This is a genomic window from Mesorhizobium sp. IMUNJ 23232, from assembly GCF_044326205.1.
GTDB lineage: Bacteria > Pseudomonadota > Alphaproteobacteria > Rhizobiales > Rhizobiaceae > Kumtagia.
Map to the genome: position 1 here is coordinate 110,425 of NZ_JBIRCY010000012.1, position 15,970 is coordinate 126,394.

The 15,970-nt window shown below is 64.2% G+C and carries 14 protein-coding genes; 7 read left to right on the forward strand and 7 right to left on the reverse strand.

What is annotated here, in order from left to right:
• Position 1: 1 nt before the first annotated feature.
• Together ACH196_RS11655 and ACH196_RS11660 are read right to left on the reverse strand one after the other, a co-directional pair.
• Positions 2-1,522 carry a sugar ABC transporter ATP-binding protein gene (locus tag ACH196_RS11655; RefSeq protein ID WP_396647060.1) on the reverse strand — a complete coding sequence of 507 codons (1,521 nt, stop codon included), beginning with the start codon at positions 1,520-1,522 and terminating at the stop codon, positions 2-4.
• 68 nt (positions 1,523-1,590) lie between these two features.
• Positions 1,591-2,574: a substrate-binding domain-containing protein gene (locus ACH196_RS11660; protein ID WP_396647091.1), complete on the reverse strand. Its 984-nt coding sequence runs from the start codon at positions 2,572-2,574 to the stop codon at positions 1,591-1,593.
• Positions 2,575-2,996: 422 nt separating this feature from the next.
• On the opposite strand from ACH196_RS11660, the gene fsa reads away from it, so the two are divergent.
• A complete protein-coding gene (fsa, locus tag ACH196_RS11665; RefSeq protein ID WP_396647061.1) occupies positions 2,997-3,653 on the forward strand; it encodes a fructose-6-phosphate aldolase in 657 nt (218 codons plus the stop codon).
• Between the two features lie 47 nt (positions 3,654-3,700).
• On the opposite strand, the gene ACH196_RS11670 is transcribed toward fsa, so the two are convergent.
• Positions 3,701-4,054 carry a DUF488 domain-containing protein gene (locus ACH196_RS11670; protein WP_396647062.1) on the reverse strand — a complete coding sequence of 118 codons (354 nt, stop codon included), beginning with the start codon at positions 4,052-4,054 and terminating at the stop codon, positions 3,701-3,703.
• A gap of 434 nt (positions 4,055-4,488) precedes the next feature.
• Between ACH196_RS11670 and ACH196_RS11675 the strand changes: the two genes are divergently transcribed.
• Entirely contained in the window at positions 4,489-5,709 is a 1,221-nt protein-coding gene (locus ACH196_RS11675) for a Tm-1-like ATP-binding domain-containing protein (protein ID WP_396647063.1), read from the forward strand.
• Between the two features lie 87 nt (positions 5,710-5,796).
• Here ACH196_RS11675 and ACH196_RS11680 read toward each other — a convergent pair whose 3' ends face one another.
• Positions 5,797-7,536, reverse strand: a complete 1,740-nt coding sequence (locus ACH196_RS11680) for a hydantoinase B/oxoprolinase family protein (RefSeq protein ID WP_396647092.1) — start codon at positions 7,534-7,536, stop codon at positions 5,797-5,799.
• A 5-nt stretch (positions 7,537-7,541) separates the two neighbouring features.
• Positions 7,542-9,611 carry a hydantoinase/oxoprolinase family protein gene (locus tag ACH196_RS11685; protein ID WP_396647064.1) on the reverse strand — a complete coding sequence of 690 codons (2,070 nt, stop codon included), beginning with the start codon at positions 9,609-9,611 and terminating at the stop codon, positions 7,542-7,544.
• Positions 9,612-9,818: 207 nt separating this feature from the next.
• Between ACH196_RS11685 and ACH196_RS11690 the strand changes: the two genes are divergently transcribed.
• The gene (locus ACH196_RS11690; protein WP_396647065.1) at positions 9,819-10,646 is read left to right on the forward strand and encodes a ferredoxin--NADP reductase; all 828 of its coding nucleotides are present in this window, start codon (positions 9,819-9,821) and stop codon (positions 10,644-10,646) included.
• Positions 10,647-10,673: 27 nt separating this feature from the next.
• Here the strand turns inward: ACH196_RS11690 and ACH196_RS11695 are convergent, their stop codons facing one another.
• The gene (locus ACH196_RS11695; RefSeq protein ID WP_396647066.1) at positions 10,674-11,024 is read right to left on the reverse strand and encodes a DUF86 domain-containing protein; all 351 of its coding nucleotides are present in this window, start codon (positions 11,022-11,024) and stop codon (positions 10,674-10,676) included.
• Positions 11,024-11,320: a nucleotidyltransferase family protein gene (locus ACH196_RS11700; protein WP_396647067.1), complete on the reverse strand. Its 297-nt coding sequence runs from the start codon at positions 11,318-11,320 to the stop codon at positions 11,024-11,026. Before ACH196_RS11700 ends, ACH196_RS11695 begins: the two co-directional genes overlap by 1 nt.
• 155 nt (positions 11,321-11,475) lie before the next feature.
• Between ACH196_RS11700 and ACH196_RS11705 the strand changes: the two genes are divergently transcribed.
• The 4 genes from ACH196_RS11705 (at position 11,476) to ACH196_RS11720 (ending at position 15,914) form a co-directional block, all read left to right on the forward strand.
• Positions 11,476-11,871: a DoxX family protein gene (locus ACH196_RS11705; RefSeq protein WP_396647068.1), complete on the forward strand. Its 396-nt coding sequence runs from the start codon at positions 11,476-11,478 to the stop codon at positions 11,869-11,871.
• Positions 11,872-11,880: 9 nt separating this feature from the next.
• The gene (locus tag ACH196_RS11710; RefSeq protein WP_396647069.1) at positions 11,881-12,210 is read left to right on the forward strand and encodes a hypothetical protein; all 330 of its coding nucleotides are present in this window, start codon (positions 11,881-11,883) and stop codon (positions 12,208-12,210) included.
• 108 nt (positions 12,211-12,318) lie between these two features.
• Complete coding sequence (gene deoC, locus ACH196_RS11715; protein WP_396647070.1) at positions 12,319-13,371, forward strand: deoxyribose-phosphate aldolase; 1,053 nt, start codon at positions 12,319-12,321, stop codon at positions 13,369-13,371.
• 167 nt (positions 13,372-13,538) lie between these two features.
• Positions 13,539-15,914, forward strand: a complete 2,376-nt coding sequence (locus ACH196_RS11720) for an aldehyde dehydrogenase family protein (RefSeq protein WP_396647071.1) — start codon at positions 13,539-13,541, stop codon at positions 15,912-15,914.
• Positions 15,915-15,970: the final 56 nt, after the last annotated feature.

The following is a 15,970-nucleotide window of genomic DNA, read 5'->3' on the forward strand; positions in this document are numbered from 1 at the left end:
GTCATGCCCTCTCCCTTTCCGCCGGCGCCAGGCCGGAGGCCAGGCGGATGATGTTTTCCTCGGTCATGTCCGTGCCCCTGACCTCGCCGGCGATGCGCCCCTCGTGGATGACGATCACCCGGTCGCACAGGCCGATCAGTTCCGGCAGTTCGGAGGAGATTGCGACGATGCCGGTGCCGCTATTGGCGAGGTCGCGCAGGATGCGGTGGATCTCGGCCTTGGCGCCGACATCGACCCCGCGCGTCGGCTCGTCGAGCAGGATCACCTTGGGGTCGACCGACAGCATCTTGGCGATCGCCACCTTCTGCTGGTTGCCCCCCGAGAGCGTGGAGACGGGATCGTCGATGGACCCGCGCTTGAGGTTGAGCGCGTCGCCCAGCCGGTTCGCTTGCGCTCGTTCGCGAGTGCGGTCGATGAAACCATATCGCGTCGAGACCTGCTCGGCCCGCAGCGCCGAGACGTTCGCTGCGATCGGCAGGTCGAGGAAAACGCCGGCGCCCTTGCGGTCCTCGGACAGGTAGACGACGCCGTTGGTGATGCTGTCGGCATAGTTTTCCGGTGTCACGTCGCGGCCCTGCAACGTGACCTTGCCGCTGACTGTCCGATGCAGTCCGCAGACGCCCAGCGCGATCTCGGTGCGCCCAGCGCCGATCAGACCGGCGATACCGAGGATTTCCTTCTCGCGCAGGTTGAAGGAAACGTCACGAAACCGTTCACCGTCGCTCAGCCCCTCGACCGACAGCAGAACGGGCGCCCCGGCGCTCGAAAAGTTCTTCTCGGGATAGAGGTCGCCGAGGTGCCGGCCGACCATGCGGCCGACGACAGCCTCCGGCGTCATGCCGGAAATCTCCTCGGTGCAGACGTAACGGCCGTCGCGCAAAATGGTGATGCGGTCGCAATTGCCGAAAATCTCGGCCATGCGGTGGCTGATATAGATGATGCTGATGCCCCGGCGCTTCAGGTCGGCCATGATGGCGAACAGCTTTCCGGCCTCGCGCTCGGTCAGTGCTGCGGTCGGTTCGTCGAGGATCAGCACGGAGCAGTCCAGCGTCAGCGCCTTGGCGATCTCGACGATCTGCTGCTCGGAAATCGACAGGCTTTCTACCGGCAGGTCCGGGTCGATGTCGCCCAGCGTGGAGAGCACGGCGCGCGCCTTCTCGCGCAATTCCGCATAGTTCATGAACAGGGCCCGCCGCCGGTTGGTGGCGGCCATGAAAATGTTCTCCGCGACGGAAATGTCCGCGCACAGCGCGATTTCCTGGTGCACGAAGCCGATGCCGAGTTCCTGCGCCTTTTCCGGCGAGGTCATCTCGGCCTTGCGGTCGCCGACAAATATCTCGCCGCGATCCGGCTTCAAAATGCCGTCGACGATGTTCATCAGCGTCGACTTGCCGGCGCCGTTTTCGCCGGCGATCGCATGGATCTCGCCCTTGCGCAGGCCGAAACTGACGTCCTTCAACGCCTGGATCGGGCCGAACGCCTTTGAGACGCCTCTGACTTCGAGTGCGAGGGTTTCATGCATGACGGATTGCCGGTTGGTTTTCGGGAACGTGCCGGGCGGCTGAACCGCCCGGCCACAGGGGGAGGAGTTTACTCCTCGATGCCCTTGGTGCCGCGCCGCTTCAGATAGGCGTCCCAATAAAAATCGTCGGCATTGTCCTTGGTGACCACAGCGAAACCGTTGTCGACGAAGGGCACGCCCATCGGGTTGTAGGCGGATCGCTTCCAGTCGTTCATCGGATCGATCAGGTCCGGATGGGCGGCGTTGAACAGCAGCATGAAGCCCATATAGCCCTGGATGCCCTGGTTCGGATTGACCGCGCCGAACACCTGGCCGGCCTTGATCATATCCAGAATCTTGCCGTTGACGTCGGCGTTCATGATCTTGATCTTGCCGCCGAGTTCCTGCGCCGCCTGGGCGGCGCCGAGCGCCGAATTGGCCTCCGGCATGAACAGGGCGCCGAGGTTCGGATTGGCCTGCGCCATCGACAGCACCGCCTGGTAGGCTTTTGTCGGGTCCTGGTTGGTGGCGGCGCGGCCGACCAGCTTGATGTCGGGATATTTTTCGGTCATCCGGGCGATGAAGGCGACGACGCGCTTGTCGTGGTTGTCCTGGCCGGGATTCTCCAGAATGCCGTACTCGCCCTTGCCGCCCAGCGCCTCGGCGATCACGTCGGCCGCGTAGGAACCTTCCTTGTTGTTGTCCGAGGTGACGTAGGAGGCGCGCTTGCTGTTCGGCGAATCGGCCGCGAAGGTCACGATCGACACGCCGGAATCGACGGCGCGGTTGATCGGCTCGATGAACGGGTCCGAGTTCATCGGGTGGACCAAAATGCCCGCCGGCTGCTTGGCCAGCGCCTGGTCGAAGCTGGCAATCTGCTTGGTCACGTCATATTCTGGCGTGCCGGTATAGGCCGTCTTGCAACCCATCGCCTGGGCGGCCTGCTTGAACGCCTCGTAGACGGGGAACCAGTATTCCACGCCGGAGACCATGACGTTCATCACATAGGTCTCGCCTTCCTTGCACTGATATTTGCTTTCCGCCTGCGCGGCCGTGGCGGCCAGCATCGACATGCCGGCGGCGAGGCCTACCAGAAATTTCTTCATGCGACTGTTCTCCTCCGATGGCGGCGGACGGAGCCCTCCCGGTCCGCCTTCAATTGTCATGCGTGAAATAAATTTCACTTAGTGACATCTATTTCATAGTGGAGATATCCGCAGCCGGCCGCCCTGTCAACAGCCGGCTTTCGAGGGCCAGAAAATCGGCGCGGTCCGCGCAAACGATTCAGGCCTGCAGCGAAGCAGGCCAGGCGCCATCAAGGCGGCTGGCAGGCACCGGCTTCCGTCTGCGGGCGTGGAACTTCCGCCATGCAAAAACATCGCTTTGAGCGCGGCTTGCGATCGCCTAGAAAGGCCGTCTGAAAAGCGCCTTCCCTGCCTCAACCGGCGGCGCGGGCGGCCATCCGGGACAATCCCGACAGCAAAGGAACGGTGCCATGAAATTTTTCGTCGATACTGCCGACGTCAAGGAAATCCGCGAGCTCAACGATCTCGGCCTGCTCGACGGCGTCACCACCAATCCGTCGCTGATCCTCAAATCCGGCGGCAAGATCGCCGATGTCACCAAGCAGATCTGCGACATCGTCGCCGGACCCGTCTCGGCGGAAGTGGTCGCCACCGAATATTCGGAGATGATCGAGCAAGCCAAGGTGCTGGCCAAGATCGCCGACAATGTCTGCATCAAGGTACCCCTGACGCTCGACGGCCTAAGGGCCTGCAAGACCATCCGCACCGAGATGAACCGCATGGTCAACGTCACGCTGTGCTTTTCGGCCAACCAGGCGCTGCTGGCCGCCAAGGCCGGCGCCTCGTTCATCTCGCCCTTCGTCGGCCGCATCGACGACACCGGGTCGGACGGCATGGAACTGATCTCGGAAATCCGCACCATCTACGACAATTACGACTACAAGACCGAGATCCTCACCGCCTCGGTGCGCACCGTGAACCACGTCAAGCAGGCGGCCCTCATCGGCGCCGACGTCATCACCGCCCCGCCGGCGACGCTGCGCGCGCTGGTGAAACACCCGCTGACCGACAAGGGTCTTGAACTGTTCCTCGCCGACTGGGCCAAGACCGGCCAGACCATCGGTTGATCTTTTTGCCGCGCCACGCCGGCCGACAAACGCGGCCGGCGTCCGCCCTACTTTTCAAACGCTCTCAGGTAGTCGCGTAGGGCGACCGCGTTGTTGTGTTCGTCGTCCCGCGCAGCATAGAGCAGCGTCACCTTTTCCTTGCCGGAGATGGCTTGCCGCAGTTCCTCAACTGCTTCCGTGTTGCCGTCGAGTTCGTCACGGTAGCGGCGGCGAAATTCTTGCCATTTCTCCGGATCGTGGCCGAACCATCGGCGCAATTCCGCGCTCGGCGCAACTTCCTTCAGCCACAAATCGATCGCGGCGTCGGCCTTGGCAAGGCCGCGCGGCCACAGCCGGTCGACGAGGATGCGGAAACCGTCTTCGCTCGACGGTGGCTCGTAGACGCGCTTCATCTTCAGCATGACGGTTCGAGATTACCACGAAGGAACCGCCCGTTCGAGGATCGACCCGTCGCCCTGCCGGCCGAGTTTTTGACGCGCCGCCATGGCCCCGCGCTTGTCGGCGGACGGCGCAGACTGCACCTAACAATTGACTAGTGTATTCCACTTATCTTACCAGCATGCTCGGCGCCTATCTGCGTAGCATTGAGAAGGGTGGATAATTGCTATGCGCTCACAGGAGAGCGATTCGTTGCTTTCTGCATCGCCGGTGACCGCCGATTTGGTTGATTCGCCAGGCAATGTCCCAGCGCGACCCCTGAGGTTGAAATACATCTCCAACTCGGTCATGTGAGCTTCTGTAGCCAAGCAATCCCAAACGCTTGTCTGCCGGCCTCCAGCTAAGGCATACGATCAACCCGATGTGGCGGGAGAAAACCGTCGCGCGGGGAGGGCCGATGACCAAAACAGTCGCCTTGCTGGGCACGCTCGATTCCAAGGGCGGCGAATATGCCTTCCTCAAAGCCCGCATCGAGGCGCTGGGCGCGAAAACGCTGGTGATCGACGCCGGGGTGCTGGGCGCGCCGCCCTTCCAGCCCGATATTTCCGCCGCAGAGGTGGCGAAGGCTGGCGGCGGCGATCTTGAAACTTTGGTTGCGCGCCGCGACCGCGGCGAGGCGGTTGCCCTCATGGCGCGCGGCGCGGCGGCGGTTGCGGTCAGTCTCGTGGCCGAAGGCCGCATCGACGCCATCATCGCCATGGGCGGCGGCGGGGGCACGTCGATCGCCGCGGCCGCCATGCAGGCGCTGCCCGTCGGCTTTCCGAAACTCATCGTCTCGACGCTCGTCTCCGGCGACGTCGGCCCGATCGTCGGCGTTAAGGACATTCTGGTCATGCCGTCGATCGTCGACATCGCCGGCATCAACCGCCTGTCCTCGCAGATTCTCGCCAACGCCGCCGGCGCCATCGTCGGCATGGCTGGCGTCGAGCGCGTCAAACAGGCCGAGGAAAAGCCGCTGGTCGCCGCCACCATGTTCGGCGTCACCACGCCTTGCGTGACAAAAGCCCGGGCCGTGCTGGAACAGGCCGGCTACGAGGTGCTGGTCTTCCACGCCACCGGCACCGGCGGCCGCACCATGGAAGAACTGATCCGCGCCGGTTTTTTCGCCGGCGTGCTCGACATCACCACCACCGAACTCGCCGACGAACTCGTCGGCGGCATTTTGTCCGCCGGACCGCGCCGGCTGGAAGCGGCGGGCGAAAAGGGCATTCCTCAGGTGGTGTCGGCCGGGGCGCTCGACATGGTCAATTTCGGCGCGCCGGAAACCATCCCCACGAAATTCGCCGACCGCACCTTCTATAGCCACAACCCGCTGGTGACGCTGATGCGCACCACGGCGGAGGAGAATGCCACACTCGGCGCGACTATCGCGCAAAAACTCAACCGGGCGACCGGCCCGACCGTGTTCATGATCCCGAAAAAAGGCGTGTCGTCGATCGACATGGAGGGAAAGCCCTTCCACGACCCGGCGGCGGACGCCGCGTTGTTCGAGGCGCTGAAGCAAAATTTTGCCAGCAATGTCCTACTGGTGGAACTGGACACCGACATCAACGACGAGGCTTTTGCGACCGAGGCGGCGCGACTGCTGATCAAGGCCATGGACGCCAGACCGAAGTGAGGTTTCCTGCGAGGCCCCCTTTTCGGCTCTCGGACGGATTCCCGCATCGAGTCGGGGAGGCGGCGCGCCGACGGGGCGGAGCGGTTTTCAGCCCCTGCCCGCTCGCAAGCGGACCGTCGCGTCAACGTCCAAAATGCCGTCGCGCGCCACCACGCCGAACAGTTTTTCCGCCTGGCTTTCCGAATAATATCCAAGGCTTATATCCGTCAGCACGGCCTGCGGATCGCGCGAAAACGGATCGCCGAAACCGCCGCCACCAGGCGTTCCGACGCTGACCCGGTCGCCCGCCTTCAGCGGAATATCCTGCTCCTTGGATAGGTGCGGCGGCACATGCGCGACACCATCACGCCAGACCGTGACTTTGTTCACTTCGCCGTCCTTCCCACCCAGAACGCCCTGCGGCCCGACCCGCCCGTGGTCCATGACGAACGACGCCCGCGCCTCGCCGCGCAGCAGCTCCACCTCGTAGGCGAGCCCGAAGCCGCCACGCTTTTTGCCCGCGCCGCCGGAGCCCTCGCGCAGCGCATAATGCCGGTAAAGTATTGGAAATGCTTGCTCCATGATCTCGACCGGCGGCGATTTCGAGATGCCGATGGTCGAACAGCCATTCGTCAATCCGTCACCCCCCGCATGGCCGCCATACCCCCCGCCGGAAATCTGGTACATAACAAAATCGCGCCCGCGCGCCGGGTCCGATCCACCCAGCGCGAAATTGCCGCTCGACCCCGCCGGCGCCGCCGTCACCTCCTCAGGCAAAGCCTGCACCATCGCCGCGAACACCGCCTCGGCGATGCGCTGCGAAACCTCCGCCGCGCAGCCTGAAACCGGGCGGGGATACTTTGCATCGAGGAAGGTGCCTTCCGGCCGCTTGACGATCAGCGGCTCGAAGGCGCCGGCGCTCATCGGCACGTCCGGAAAAATATGGCGCATGGCGAGATAGACCGACGACAAAGTCGTCGCCAGCACGCTGTTCATCGGCCCGGCGCACGGCGGACTGGAGCCTGCAAAATCGAAGGTCAGCGTGTCGCCTTTTTTCTCCACAGCCAGCGCGATGGTCAGCGGCCGGTCGACGACGCCATCGGAATCGACGAAGGCCGTCGAGCGGTAGGTGCCGTCGGCGATGCGCGCGATGTTGGCCCGCATCTGCTCCGCGGCGCGGCGGCGCAGTTCGGCGATCGCTTCGACAACCGTCTCGTCGCCGTAGCGGTCGAGAATCTGGAACAGCCGCTCCCGGCCGACATGAAGGGCGGCGGCCTGCGCCTTGATGTCGCCGATGCGCTGGTCGGCGACGCGGATGTTTGAAGTGATGATCGCGTAGATTTCCGGGTCGAGCGTGCCCTTCTTGAACAGTTTCACCGGCGGCAGCCGAAGCCCCTCCTGCTCGACGACCGTGGCCGAAGCGGAAAACCCGCCCGGCACCGCGCCGCCGATATCGGGCCAGTGCCCGGTGTTCGAGAGCCAGCAGAAGATTTTTCCGCCGCGATAGACCGGCATGGCGAAGCGCACGTCCATCAGATGCGTGCCGCCGAGATAGGGATCGTTGACAATGTAGATGTCGCCTTCCTGCGGCGGCAGGCAGCGGCCGGCGGCGATCATCTCGATGATCGTCTTCGTCGAATGCTGCATGACGCCGACGAAGACCGGCAGGCCCTGGCTGCCCTGGGCGATCAGCGAGCCGTCGACCGCCGAATAGATGCCGTCCGAGCGATCGTTGGCTTCGGCGATCACCGGCGAGAAGGCAGCCCGCGAAAAAGTCAGGTCCATCTCGTCACAGGTCTGCTGCAACGCCGCTAGGATGACCGAAAGGGTGATGGCGTCGAGGGTCATCGCCGTCATGCTCCCACCTCGACGATCAGGTTGCCATCGGCATCCGAACGCGCGCGGTCGCCAGGCTCCAGCACCGTCGTCGCATCCATCTGCTCGAGGATCGCCGGCCCGACGATTTTCGCATCGAGCGGCAGCTTTTCGCGTGCATAGACCGGCGTGTCGACGAAGCCGCCCTCAAACCAGACGGGCCGCGTCTCGGTCAGCGCTTGGTCAAGCGTCGCGGCGCGGCCGGCCGGATCGATCAGCCGCGACAGGTCGACTTGTGGCCGCACGCCGGTGACGGAGGTGTTGAGGTTGACGAGATTGGCGCGGATTTCCGGCAGATCCACGCGGAAACGCGCGAAATAAGCCTTCTCGAACAGCACCTGCAATTCGCCGCGCGAGATTTCGACCGAGGGCAGCGGCACGGTGATGATGTGCGTTTGCCCGACGAACTGCATGTCGGCGGAATGGCTGAAGCGGACGGTCTCCGGTCTCACCATCTCCTTGTCGATCAGCGCCATGCCCTGGGCGCGGTGGCTCTCCAGCATCGCCCGCATCGCTGCCTCGTCCAGTGTCGCCACCGGACGGTTGATCGTGTTGACAAAATCGTGGCGCAGGTCGGCGACCACGCAGCCCAGCGCATTTGTGATGCCCGGCCGCGCGGGAACCAGCACGCGCGGCAGGCCGAGCTCACGGGCCAGGGCGCTGGCATGCAGCGGCCCCGCGCCGCCGAAGGCGAACAGCGTGAAATCGCGCGGGTCGTAGCCGCGCGCCACCGACACCATGCGGATGGCGCCAGCCATCTTCATGTTGCCGAGCCTGAGCACCGCACCGGCCGCGGCGACGCCATCCAGTCCGGCCGGACGGCCAATCGTGCGTTCGAAAACCGTGCGCACGTCCTCGACGGTCACCGGCCTGTCGACCGCCAGCAGTTTTTTCGAATCGAGCCGGCCGAGCACGAGGTTGGCGTCGGTTATGGTCGGCTCCATACCGCCGCGCCCGTAGCAGATCGGGCCGGGATCAGCGCCCGCGCTGCGCGGTCCCACCTGGATCAGACCCGAAGCGTCGACGCGGGCGATCGAGCCGCCGCCGGCGCCGACCGTGTGGACGGCCACCATCGGCACGTGGATCGGCATCGCATATTCGATTTCGATCTCGTTGGAGACGGCGGGCTGGGCGTCGAGGATCAGCGCCACGTCGGTCGAGGTGCCGCCCATGTCGTAGGTCACCAGCGACGGGAAGCCGGCCCGCTTTCCCGTATAGGCGGCGGCGATGACACCGGAGGCCGGGCCGGACATGACGGTCTTGGCCGCGTCGCGCGTCACGTAGCGGGCCGAGATCATACCGCCATTGCCGTTCATGATCAGGAAATCGCGACCGTATCCTCGCCCTTCCAGTTCGCGCCGCAACCGCTCGACATAACGTTCCAAAATCGGTTGCACGCTGGCGTTGACGGCGGCCGTGACGCCGCGCTCGAACTCGCGCGCTTCCGACAGCAGCGAATGGCCGGTGGTGATGTAGCCGTTCGGCCAGAGCTTTGCCGCGATCTCGGCCGCACGCCGCTCATGCGTCGGGTTCGCGTAGGAATGCAGGAAATGGATGACAAGCGATTCGCAGCCGGCGGCGAGAAGCCGCTGGACGGCGGCGCGCATCTCGTCCTCGTCGAGCGGCACGCGCACCTTGCCCAACGCCTCCATGCGCTCGCTCACCTCCAGGCGGAGGTCACGCGGAATGACAGGCACGAAGCTGCCGGTCATGCCGTAGGCCTGCGGCCGGGTGCGCCGCCCAAGCTCGATCACGTCGCGAAAACCGCGCGTGGTGATCATGCCGGTGCGGGCCAGCCGGCGCTCCAGCACCGCGTTGGTGGTGGTCGTCGTTCCATGCACGATCAGGTCGATGCCGCCGACCGGAAATCCGGTCTCGGCAAGCGCCGCCACCACGCCGAAAGCCTGGTTGTCGACGGTCGTCGGGGTCTTGGCGATGCGCACCTTGCCGCCGTCGCTTGCGTCGATCAGGATCAGGTCTGTAAAAGTGCCACCGACATCGATGCCGGCCACGACGCCTGCGGGCTGCGAGGAAATATTCTCTGCCATCCGACGAACCCGAAATGCTGGACTAGCCGTCCCGGGCAGTTTGGAAAGCTGTTCCCCACCCGCGTCTTGACCCTAAACTCGTTTGTATACTAATAAATTTCCGACACAAGAGCTTAGCTTTCGGGCATGCGTCCAGCAGCGCCGGGCCGTTCGGGTCCGCCGCGACAGGGTGCCGTTGCGCTGAAGAAAACGAAAGGCGCGGCGTCGATGAACTCTCCCCTGTCGCTCGGAACAGCCGCGGTCCTTCCGCTTGCCTTCCCGATCCCGGCCAATGTGCATGTCGAGACGGTGGTGTCGGTCAAGCACTATACCGACCGGCTGTTCTCGTTCCGCATCACCCGCCCGCAGTCGCTGCGCTTCCGCTCCGGCGAGTTCGTGATGATCGGCCTGCCGAATGCCGAGAAGCCGGTGTTCCGCGCCTATTCCGTCGCAAGCCCTGCCTGGGACGAGGAACTGGAGTTCTTCTCGATCAAGGTTCCGGACGGCCCGCTGACCTCGGAGTTGCAAAAAATCCAGCCGGGCGACGCCGTGCTGATGCGGCACAAATCGACGGGAACGCTGGTGGTCGACGCGCTGACGCCGGCAAAACGCCTGTTCATGATCTCGACCGGCACCGGCATCGCCCCCTTCGCCAGCCTGCTGCGCGATCCCGACACCTACGAAAAATTCGAGCAGGTGTTCGTCACCCATACCTGCCGCGACAAGGCGGAACTGGTCTACGGCCAGGAGCTGGTCTCGGACCTCGTCGACGATCCGTTGATCGGCGAGTTCACGCAAGGCCGCGTCACGCTCTATTCGACGACGACGCGCGAGGAATCTGGCCGCATGGGCCGCATCACCGCGCTGATCGGGTCCGGCCAGTTCTACGACGACCTCGGCATCGAAAAACTCGATCCGGCCACCGACCGCATCATGATCTGCGGCTCCATGCATATGCTGAAGGACGTCAAGGATCTGGCGGAAAGCCTCGGTTTCAAGGAAGGTTCACTGAACCATCCGGGTGATTTCGTCGTGGAACGCGCCTTCGTGGGGTGAGGCGAGACAGGCATCGGCTGGCGCAGCCTACCCTTCCTTTGCCGCATCCTTCATCTCGACAATTGCCGCCTTCAGAGCCTCAAGCTCACGCTGGGTGACAAGCTTCCAGAGTATCTCGAATTCAACCGTCTCATAACCATGGCGCAGATGGTTGCCGATATCGGCGATTCTACGCCAGGGTATTTGCGGCTGCCTTGCTTTTGCCACGTCGGGTATATGCCGAGACGCTTCGTTGATAATCTCGACGAAACGCTCGAACGCAGCACGGCAAATCGGGTTGGTTTCGATCGACGTTGAAGTCTGGCCGTCGGCCAAGCCTTCGATCTGTACGATCGCTTCCAGGATGTGTTGAAGTCTCTCGTCGAAACGCCGCGGCATCAGAATATGTCGACGATGTCCGGCTCGATAGACGCCCGAAAACTGTCGCGCAGGCTCCGCCGCATCACTGCATTGGTTTTCAACCCAAGATTGTCGCTCACGGCATGCTCCACCCCGATCAGATTGAGGATGGAAAAGCTGTTCGTCTCCGGCACCTCGACCAGCAGGTCGATATCGCTGTCCGGCCGGTTGTCGCCACGGGCGCGCGAACCGAACAGCGCAAGGTGCTGAACGCCCTCGGCCTCCAAGGCCGGTTTCAGCAACCGAAGCGTCTTTATCAGATTGTCCCTGGTCATGGCGGACAATCTAGTACCAAAAGCAGGCTGTTGCCAGTTGGGTCAGACGCCGGGCAATCCGCCGAAAGCTGAAACTGGACACCAAGTTTGCGAGTCGGTTAGGGTCCGCTACCGGCAATGGGCCGGCCTGACACTGATGACATGGGAATCTGCCGATGTTCGAGGGTCTCTCCAAATACCAGCCGCAGTTCCTGGCGATCCTGAGGATCGTGACTGCCCTGCTCTATATCGAGCACGGCACGATGAAGCTGTTCGGCTTCCCGCCCTCCGAAATGTTTGCCAACGGGTTGGGAACGCTAATGCTGGTCGCCGGCATCCTCGAGACGTTTGGCGGGCTGCTCATCATCATCGGATTCCACACCCGCACGGTCGCCTTCATCCTGTCCGGCCAGATGGCGGTCGCCTATTTCATGGCGCACGCCCCGCAGGGTTTCTTTCCGGCTATCAATATGGGCGAAGCGGCGATCCTGTTCTGCTTCATCTTCCTCTATCTGGTGTCCGCCGGCCCCGGCGCATGGAGTGTCGACGGCGCGAGGCGGAACGCCGTCTAGCAAGATCGAATGACCGGTCCGGAGGTCGATCCGCACACGCTGGCGACCGTCCGGACCATCTGCGACGCCATTGAGCGGATGCGCGTCCTGACCTTCATCTACGAAGGCGAGGAGCGTAGCGCTCACCCGTACATACTTGGCATCAGCCGGAGGGGCATTCTCGTGCTCTCGGCCGTTCAACGCTCAGGCGGCAGCGGGAGGGGCTTTCGCAGTTTCCACATCGAGGGCCTGTCGTCGCCCAGGATCACCCGGCAAAAATTCTTCGGCAGTCACCCCGACTACAATCCGAAGGACAGGGATTTCGAAAAAATCCTCTGTCAGGTGGAGCCGCGCGACTGACGCGTCCGCCGCCAACGCTGCCTTGAAATTCGTCGTCATTGGAGCGTAGAAGAAAGCTTGCTCTGCCGTGGCCCAGTCGCGTGCCCGGCATGTCGGAGGACGACGCTCATGAACAGGGAAACGGGCCGTGCGACGGCGGGGCCGCAATCATCGGTGGTCATGCCTTTGCCCTCACGCATACCGGCAAATGTGCAGCAGACGACGCACACCATCGCCCGCAATCCCGGCATGAAGCTCGACCTCGGCTTCCTGGAATCGGTGAGAAACGTCAACCGCAGCGCACTGGAGCGGCGTGTCGCCACGCTGACCAAGAGGCGTTCGATCAAGGCCGACAACCAGGCCGCCTGGCTGCTGCGCGCCGTCGCCTGCATGGACCTGACGACGCTGAACTCCAACGACACGGAAGAACGTGTGCGCCGGCTCTGCGCCAAGGCAGTCAATCCGTTCCGGCCCGACATCGTCGAGGGGCTGGGGATAGCCGGCGCCAACATCCGACCGGCGGCCGTCTGCGTCTATCACCCCTTCGTCGCCACTGCCGCCGACGCCGTGCGCGGCACCGGCATCCATGTCGCGGCGGTCTCCACCGCCTTCCCGCACGGCCTGGCGCCGCTCGACACGCGGCTGAAGGAGATCGAGGCCTCGGTGAAAGACGGCGCCGACGAGATCGACGTGGTCATCCCGCGCGGCCTGGTCTTCTCAGCCAAATGGCAGGAACTCTACGACGAAATCGTACAGATGCGCGCCGCCTGCGGCGAGGCGCATCTGAAAGTGATCCTCGGCACCGGCGATCTCGCCACGCTGCGCAACGTCATGCTGGCCTCGATGGTGGCGATGATGGCGGGTGCGGACTTCATCAAGACCTCGACCGGCAAGGAAAGCGTCAACGCCACGCTGCCGGTCGGCCTGATCATGGTGCGCGCCATCCGCGCCTATTTCGAGGAGACCGGCTATCTCATCGGCTTCAAGCCGGCCGGCGGCATTTCCACAGCAAAAGCCTCGCTCGACTGGCTGGTGCTGATGAAGGAGGAACTCGGCCGGCCGTGGCTTGAGCCCGACCTGTTCCGCTTCGGCGCCTCCAGTCTGCTCACCGACATTGAGCGGCAGTTGGAGCATCATCTGACGGGCCGCTACTCGGCCAACCACCGCCACGCAATGGCTTAAGCGCCTCACCCTCCCCCTTGTGGGGAGGGTCGCGCCGAGGGCGCGGGGTGGGGGTCGAGAAACAGCTCACTTATCAGTATGAACCAACTAGACAGCCATTTACCCCCACCCCGATCGGCTTCGCCGATCGACCCTCCCCACAAGGGGGAGGGTGAAGGAGGCGCCCCATGAACATCCTCGAGAAATTCAACGCCATGAACTACGGCCCGGCGCCGGAGGCGCGCAACGAGGCGGATGCCTGGCTCGCGGCTCGCGATTTCTCCAAGGCACTATACATCGGTGGCGAATGGAAGCCGGCGGCCTCGGGCAAGACCTTTGACGTCAGCGAGCCGTCGTCGACCAAGCTACTGGCGAACGTGTCGGACGCCGGCGAGGCGGATGTCGACGCGGCGGTCGCCGCCGCGGTGAAGGCACTGCCGAAATGGAGCGCGCAATCCGGCTACAGCCGAGCCAAAGTGCTTTATGCCATCGGCCGCGCCATGCAGCGCCACCAGCGCCTGTTCGCCGTGCTGGAATCGATCGACAACGGCAAGCCGATCCGCGAGAGCCGCGACATCGACGTGCCGCTGGCCATCCGCCACTTCATCCATCACGCCGGCTGGGCGCAGGCGCTCGACAAGGAATTTCCGGATCACAAGCCTGCGGGGGTCGTCGGCCAAGTGATCCCGTGGAATTTTCCGCTGCTGATGCTGGCCTGGAAGATCGCGCCGGCGCTGGCCGCCGGCTGCACGGTCGTGCTGAAACCGGCCGAATTCACGCCGCTGACGGCCATCCTCTTTGCGCAGATCTGCGACAGCGTCGGCGTGCCCAAGGGCGTCGTCAACATCGTGCAGGGCGGCCCGGAAGCGGGTGCGGCCATCGTCAACCATCCCGGTATCCAGAAGATCGCCTTTACCGGCTCGTCGGAAGTTGGAAAGATCATCCGCAAAGCGACCGCCGGGTCGGGGAAAAAACTGTCGCTGGAGCTCGGCGGCAAGTCGGCCTTCATCGTCTTCGAGGACGCCGATCTCGACAGCGCGGTCGAGGGGCTGGTCGACGGCATCTGGTTCAACCAGGGCCAGGTCTGCTGCGCCGGCTCGCGGCTCTTGGTGCAGGAAGGCGTGGCCGAGGCGCTGATCGCAAAAATCAAGGCGCGCATGGCCAAGCTGGTCGTCGGCAGCCCGCTCGACAAGAACACCGACATCGGCCCGCTGGTCGACAGGGTGCAGTTGGAGCGCGTGCGCGGGCTGATCGAGGCAGGCGCCGCGCAAGGCGCGGAATGCTGGCAGCCCGACTGCCCGCTGCCGGAGACCGGCTGGTATCATCTGCCGACGCTGGCGACGCGAGTCGCCCCCGCCAACATCCTGGCGCAGGAGGAAGTGTTCGGCCCAGTGCTGGCGACAATGACTTTTCGCACCAACGAGGAGGCGGTCGAACTCGCCAACAACACCCGCTACGGGCTCGCCGCCTCGGTGTGGAGCGAGAATTTGAACGTCGCCATGCATGTCGCGCCACAGCTGAAAGCCGGCGTCGTCTGGGTCAACGGCACCAACATGTTCGACGCCGCCTGCGGCTTCGGCGGCTATCGCGAGAGCGGTTTCGGCCGCGAGGGCGGGCGCGAGGGCATGTTCGAATATCTGGTCGCGCCGCTTCCCTATGGCGCGGCGATCAAGCCGGACGCCGGCATCGCGCCCTCGCCGGAGGGCGCGGAGGCCGCGCCCGGCATCGACCGCACCGCAAAACTCTTCATCGGCGGCAAGCAGGTGCGGCCGGACGGCAACTATTCGATCGCGGTCCTCGACCGCAAGGGCAAGGTTTTGGGCGAGGTCGGGCTCGGCAACCGAAAAGACATCCGCGACGCGGTGTCGGCAGCGCGCGGCGCCAAGGCATGGGCGGACGCCACCGGCTTCAACCGCAGCCAGGTGCTTTATTATCTTGCTGAAAATCTTTCGGCGCGAGCCGAAGAATTTTCCGCTCGGCTGTCCGCCCTCACCGGCGCCTCTCCCAAGGCGGCGCGCGATGAAGTCGAACAATCGGTCGAGCGCCTCTTCTTCTATGCCGGCATGGCCGACAAGTTCGAGGGCCGCGTGCACCAGCCGCCTGCGCGCGCCGTGACGCTGGCGCTCAACGAACCGGTCGGCGTCATCGGCATCGTCGCACAGGACGAGCAGCCGCTGCTTGGCTTCATCTCGCTGGTGGCGCCGGCGCTGGCGATGGGCAATGCGGTCATCGCGGTGCCCAGCCAAAAACATCCGCTGATCGCCACCGACCTCTACCAGGTGATCGAATATTCCGACCTGCCGGGTGGCGCTATCAACATTGTCACCGGGCGCAGCGCCGAGCTTGCCGGCGTGCTGGCCAAACACGACGACATCGACGGGCTGTGGGTCGTCGCCGACGCCGACGCCTGCCGCAAGGCCGAGGCCGAATCGATCGGCAACCTGAAGCGCGTATGGACGAGCGGCGGCAAGGCGCTCGACTGGTCGTCGGAGCTTGCCGCCGGCGACACCTTCCTGAGCCGAGCCGTCGAGGTCAAGAACGTCTGGGTACCCTACGGGGATTGAGCCGACCGTCTCGTTCGGGTCAGCGCACGGAGCTGTCGTGCGGGCACGGACGATTG

Coding starts and splice junctions, on each gene's coding strand:
- ACH196_RS11655 (WP_396647060.1), bottom strand. CDS start 1,522: ATGCATGAAACCCTCGCACTCGAAGTCAGAGGCGTCTCAAAGGCGTTC.
- ACH196_RS11660 (WP_396647091.1), bottom strand. CDS start 2,574: ATGTCGATGCTGGCCGCCACGGCCGCGCAGGCGGAAAGCAAATATCAG.
- fsa (WP_396647061.1), top strand. CDS start 2,997: ATGAAATTTTTCGTCGATACTGCCGACGTCAAGGAAATCCGCGAGCTC.
- ACH196_RS11670 (WP_396647062.1), bottom strand. CDS start 4,054: ATGCTGAAGATGAAGCGCGTCTACGAGCCACCGTCGAGCGAAGACGGT.
- ACH196_RS11675 (WP_396647063.1), top strand. CDS start 4,489: ATGACCAAAACAGTCGCCTTGCTGGGCACGCTCGATTCCAAGGGCGGC.
- ACH196_RS11680 (WP_396647092.1), bottom strand. CDS start 7,536: ATGACCCTCGACGCCATCACCCTTTCGGTCATCCTAGCGGCGTTGCAG.
- ACH196_RS11685 (WP_396647064.1), bottom strand. CDS start 9,611: ATGGCAGAGAATATTTCCTCGCAGCCCGCAGGCGTCGTGGCCGGCATC.
- ACH196_RS11690 (WP_396647065.1), top strand. CDS start 9,819: ATGAACTCTCCCCTGTCGCTCGGAACAGCCGCGGTCCTTCCGCTTGCC.
- ACH196_RS11695 (WP_396647066.1), bottom strand. CDS start 11,024: ATGCCGCGGCGTTTCGACGAGAGACTTCAACACATCCTGGAAGCGATC.
- ACH196_RS11700 (WP_396647067.1), bottom strand. CDS start 11,320: ATGACCAGGGACAATCTGATAAAGACGCTTCGGTTGCTGAAACCGGCC.
- ACH196_RS11705 (WP_396647068.1), top strand. CDS start 11,476: ATGTTCGAGGGTCTCTCCAAATACCAGCCGCAGTTCCTGGCGATCCTG.
- ACH196_RS11710 (WP_396647069.1), top strand. CDS start 11,881: ATGACCGGTCCGGAGGTCGATCCGCACACGCTGGCGACCGTCCGGACC.
- deoC (WP_396647070.1), top strand. CDS start 12,319: ATGAACAGGGAAACGGGCCGTGCGACGGCGGGGCCGCAATCATCGGTG.
- ACH196_RS11720 (WP_396647071.1), top strand. CDS start 13,539: ATGAACATCCTCGAGAAATTCAACGCCATGAACTACGGCCCGGCGCCG.